Origin of the sequence: Mesorhizobium sp. M8A.F.Ca.ET.021.01.1.1, assembly GCF_003998025.1 — a bacterium.
Classification (GTDB): Bacteria; Pseudomonadota; Alphaproteobacteria; order Rhizobiales; family Rhizobiaceae; genus Mesorhizobium.
On sequence record NZ_RZSJ01000513.1, the window covers coordinates 1 to 4,468 of the forward strand.

5 protein-coding genes and 1 pseudogene are annotated in these 4,468 nt (G+C 62.5%); 5 read left to right on the forward strand and 1 reads right to left on the reverse strand.

Going from position 1 to position 4,468, the window contains the following annotated elements:
* The 3 genes from EOA36_RS28610 to EOA36_RS28620 all read left to right on the forward strand — a co-directional run.
* Positions 1–494, forward strand: a 494-nt coding sequence (locus tag EOA36_RS28610; protein WP_189553399.1) for an L-serine ammonia-lyase, iron-sulfur-dependent, subunit alpha, incomplete at its 5' end; no start/stop codon positions are given.
* 76 nt (positions 495–570) lie between these two features.
* Positions 571–1,008 (forward strand): DUF1489 family protein, encoded by a 438-nt coding sequence (locus EOA36_RS28615; protein ID WP_127280382.1) that lies wholly within the window; start codon positions 571–573, stop codon positions 1,006–1,008.
* 276 nt (positions 1,009–1,284) lie between these two features.
* Positions 1,285–1,986 carry a DnaJ domain-containing protein gene (locus EOA36_RS28620; RefSeq protein ID WP_127280383.1) on the forward strand — a complete coding sequence of 234 codons (702 nt, stop codon included), beginning with the start codon at positions 1,285–1,287 and terminating at the stop codon, positions 1,984–1,986.
* A 46-nt stretch (positions 1,987–2,032) separates the two neighbouring features.
* Here EOA36_RS28620 and EOA36_RS28625 read toward each other — a convergent pair whose 3' ends face one another.
* Positions 2,033–3,481, reverse strand: a complete 1,449-nt coding sequence (locus EOA36_RS28625; protein ID WP_127280384.1) for a D-alanyl-D-alanine carboxypeptidase — start codon at positions 3,479–3,481, stop codon at positions 2,033–2,035.
* A 285-nt stretch (positions 3,482–3,766) separates the two neighbouring features.
* Between EOA36_RS28625 and EOA36_RS28630 the strand changes: the two genes are divergently transcribed.
* Both EOA36_RS28630 and EOA36_RS38525 read left to right on the forward strand, forming a co-directional pair.
* Positions 3,767–4,096: a phasin family protein gene (locus tag EOA36_RS28630; protein WP_095774324.1), complete on the forward strand. Its 330-nt coding sequence runs from the start codon at positions 3,767–3,769 to the stop codon at positions 4,094–4,096.
* A 239-nt stretch (positions 4,097–4,335) separates the two neighbouring features.
* Positions 4,336–4,468: pseudogene (locus EOA36_RS38525) on the forward strand (ATP-dependent Clp protease adaptor ClpS); the annotation flags it as partial.

A 4,468-nucleotide genomic window follows, 5' to 3' on the forward strand; every position in this document is an offset into this window, starting at 1 on the left:
GCACTCTGCCGGCGGTGCTGCGCTACTGGCTGCATTTCCATCCCGAGGCCGACCAGCCGAGCATCCGCGATTTCCTGCTGACGGCAGCGGCCATCGGCGGCATCATCAAGTCCAATGCGTCCATCTCCGGCGCCGAGGTCGGCTGCCAGGGCGAGGTGGGCTCAGCCTCGGCGATGGCGGCCGCCGGCCTGTGCGCCGTCATGGGTGGCACGCCCGAGCAGGTCGAGAATGCCGCCGAAATCGCGCTCGAGCATCATCTCGGCATGACCTGCGACCCCGTCGGCGGGCTGGTGCAGGTGCCGTGCATCGAACGCAACGCCCTGGGTGCCGTCAAGGCGGTCACGGCCGCGTCCCTGGCGATCAAGGGCGACGGCGTGCATTTCGTGCCGCTCGACGCCGCGATCGAGACCATGCGCCAGACCGGCCTCGACATGAACGAGAAGTACAAGGAAACCAGCCTTGGCGGTCTTGCCGTCAATGTCGTTGAGTGTTGAGATCTGGCCCAAAGCGGCACTGTGGAGAAGTCCGTCAGGCCGTTGACGTCCCGGCGCCCCGGACTAACGTTAGCGCATGGCTCTCAATCTCCTAAAGCTTTGCGTCGGCTGCGACAGTGTCGAGGATCTCGAAGAGTGGATCGCCTTCCGTCTCGACGAGCGCCGCCGTGCGGGCGAACCGGCCGAACACTGGCACACCACCCGCATGGTGCCGACACGTGGTGACGAGGTCACCGATGGCGGCTCGCTCTACTGGGTGATCAAGGGCAGCGTGCAATGCCGTCAATTGATCACGGAAATCCGGCCGTTCACCGATGACGATGGCATTGGCCGCTGCCATTTGATGCTCGACCCGCAAGTGGTGCGCACCGACTGGCAGCCGCGCCGCGCCTTCCAGGGCTGGCGTTACCTGAAGCCGGCGGACGCCCCGGCCGATCTCGGCAAAGGCAAGGCGGGTTTGGTCGAGATGCCGCCGAAACTCAGGCGCGAGCTGGCCGATCTCGGCTTGCTCTAGTCGTTGAGCGGAAGGATCGCCTGTTCCCGCGCCGGCCCTTTCTGGCCCTCAACCTTGCCTCGCGCTGGACTTGCAAGCGGCGCGACGACGCCACATCTTGAAATCCATGCGCGAGGAAGAACTGTCGAAGTCGACACAGGCCGCGGCGTTGGAGAACCAGCTCGTATGATGGTCCTCTTCCAGCGGGGGTAAAGGCCATGATTCTGGCGCAGAAAAAGTGTTGAAGGACATCACGCGGCTGTCCAGGCGGACAGGATATCTGCGGGGCGATGGGAAATGTTAGGCGCAATTATCGTTGTGGTCGCGTTGTTGCTGGTGCTCCTGGGGTTGGCCATGGCCTTTCTCCGTGCGGATCCGGCGCAACTCGCAAGCGGGATGAGAACCTTGGGGCCGATCCTGCTGGCGCTGATCGGCGGCGCCGTGCTCGTGGTCGGGCGTCAAGGCATCGGCGGCATTATCCTGTTCGTGGCAATCGCCTGGTATGGCGCCACGCGTACCGGGCGCCCAAATGCCAGGCCAATTGCTGGAAAACGCTCAACCGTGCGGACAGCGGCACTCGAGATGGAACTCGATCACGATACGGGCGGCCTTGAAGGGCTGGTTCTTGCCGGCCGCCACGATGGCAAGATGCTTGGCTCGATGACCCAGGCGGAATTGCAGCATCTCTACCGCGAGCTCTCCGGCGATCCGGAGAGCCGCCAGCTGCTAGAGACGTATCTTGACGGCAGATTTCCCGTCTGGCGCAAAAACGCTGAGACGAACGGTGGCGAAGGGCTGGGTGTTGCGCCAGGTCCGGGCGCCATGACTAAGGAGGAGGCCTACAAGGTCCTTGGTCTTGAAGCGGGGGCCGCCGCGGCGGATGTCCGCAAGGCGCACCGCCGCCTGATGCAGCGCCTGCACCCCGACATCGGCGGCACGTCTTTCCTGGCGGCGCGGATTAACGAAGCCAAGGACGTCTTGCTCTCCAATCACAACTAGTCTCCTTCGACGCAATATTCTTCCGGGAGAAATCTTCCACGCAGTCCTATTGCTGGACGGCGTAGCACTCGATTTTCTTCTTTTTCAAAGCGGTGCAGGCCTTCCAGGCGGCGTCCTTCGACCCAAAGCCGCCGAAACGGGCGCGGTAGTAAGTGACGCCGCCCTTGTCGAAAGCGGCGGTGAAGCCGGAAGCGTCGGCCAGCACCTTGGGAGCCTGCTTGGTGGTCTTGTCGAGGAAAGCCTGAGCTTCGGACTGGTTGGGCGAGGAGGCAACCTGAATGGCCCAGCCTGACGGAACCGAAGCGGTGCTGACCGGATCGACGGCGGCCGGGGCGGGCTCGGCATAGGCGGCCACGACCTGCGCGGTGGCGACCTTGGGGGCGGAGACGATGACCGTCTTCACCTTCTTTGCCGGAACAACCAGCTTGGACGCCTCTGCCTCGGCTGTATCCTCGTCCTCGCTGTCGCCCTGGGCAACTGTGGCGTCGTCCGCGACAGCCGTGGTCGTGTCGTCCGCGATAGCCGTATCGGCTTCCGCGACGGCCACCGGCTTTTCGTCCGGGGTCGGCGCGTCGTGCTTGGGCAGGAGAACCTTCGCAAGTGCCTTGATTGGATTGCTGTCCGCCTTGGCGACCAGATCGCCGCCACCGCGGGTCGAGGCCCTCGGCAGGTAGGTGTTGATCAGGCCAGCCATCTGGTTGTCGCGGCTGCCGCCCGACGTGCCGCCCATGACAACGGCGACAAGGCGGCGGTTGCCGTCATTAACGGACGAGACGAGATTGAAGCCGGAGGCGCGGGTATAGCCGGTCTTGATGCCGTCGACGCCCTTGATGCGCCCGAGCAGGCGGTTGTGGCCATTGATGCGCTGGCGACCGTAGAGAAAGGACCGCTGCGCGAAATAGCCGTAGTACTGGGGGAAATGTTCCCGCAGCGCGATGCCGAGCGTGGCCATGTCGCGCGCGGTGGTGAACTGCCCCGGATCCGGCAGGCCGTTGGCGTTGCGGAAGACGGTGCCGTCCATGCCGAGCTGCCGCGCCTTGGCCGTCATCATGCGGGCGAAATTGGTTTCGTTGCCGCCGATCATTTCGCCAAGCGCGGTCGCCGAGTCGTTGGCCGACTTGGTGACTATCGACAGGATCGCCGTCTCGACCGTGACCGATCCGCCCGGCTTTACGCCCAGTTTGGTCGGTGCCTCGGCGGAGGCATGGGCCGAAAACACGACTGGCGAGTTTCTGCTGATCTTGCCCTTCGCCATCGCTTCGAAGGTCAGATAGAGCGTCATCATCTTGGTCAGCGAGGCAGGATAGCGCCGGCCATCCGCGTTTGCCGAATAGAGCACCTTGCCGGTCTTGGCGTCGACGACGATGGCCGCTGACTTTGCCGCGAGCGACGATGCCGCATCCGCGACGACGAATGTCATCGCCATGGCGAGGATCATGATCGTTTTGAGAGGGGACGCGGATTTGGAAACGATGCCCGACAACGCCTGACGCACTGGTAGTTCCTTTGAATTTCTCGTTGCGCTGGAGGCGGCAAAGGGATCCTGCCTCGCTTCCGGCCAAGCTAGCGGGGCAGCGTTACCAATCCGTTTATGGTAACCGCCGCGTTCACCATTTTCTGGTGGTTTGAGCCTTCCTTTATTCGAATTTTAGCCATTGCCGGTGCCGGCGGGGTGGCGAGCCCTTGAATTCTTGACTTTTGTGCGGCGCACAATATATTATCATGCATTGCACAACGGCGCTCGGGGCAGGGCGCTTCAACCGTCCAGGGAGAGTATGAAATGACCCAGACCTATGAGGACTTCAGCAAGTACGGCAAGGAGTTCGCCGACACCGGATTGAAGAGCTTCGCCTCTTTGTCCAAGGGCGCGCAGGCGATCGCCACCGAGGCCGGCGAATACACCAAGAAGAGCTTCGAAGCCGGCAGCGCCGCGTTCGAGAAGCTGTTCTCGGCCAAGTCGCTGGACAAGGCGATCGAGATCCAGTCCGACTATGCCAAGCAGTCCTACGAGGCGTTCGTCGCCGAGGCCACCAAGATTGGCGACCTCTATGCCGAACTCGCCAAGGAAGCCTACAAGCCGTTCGAATCGATCGTTGCCAAGGCGAAGTAATTTTCGCCCGACAATTTTCAAGATCCGGCCCTTCGTGGGTGGGGCAGAACCCGGTCGTGGAAACGCGACCGGGTTTTTTCATGCCAGTTTCCGATCCGCGACAGCGTAGCGCTTCACGAATGCGAAAATCCGCCAAGTTGGTCACCTAGCCATATTGTCAGCTAACCAGAAGGGCTTAAAATCGTCCATCGAACACCTACATGTCGAACTCGCATGAGGATTCGAAGAGGCAGGATTACGTGACGATCGGTTTGACTGCCACGAGACGAGTGGCGCGGATGCAAAACGGCGGCGGCGACGGCAATGAGGCCGGCCGCGGGACGGCCGTTATCACGCGCACCAAAACCAAGACCAAGAAGCCCAGCCTTTACC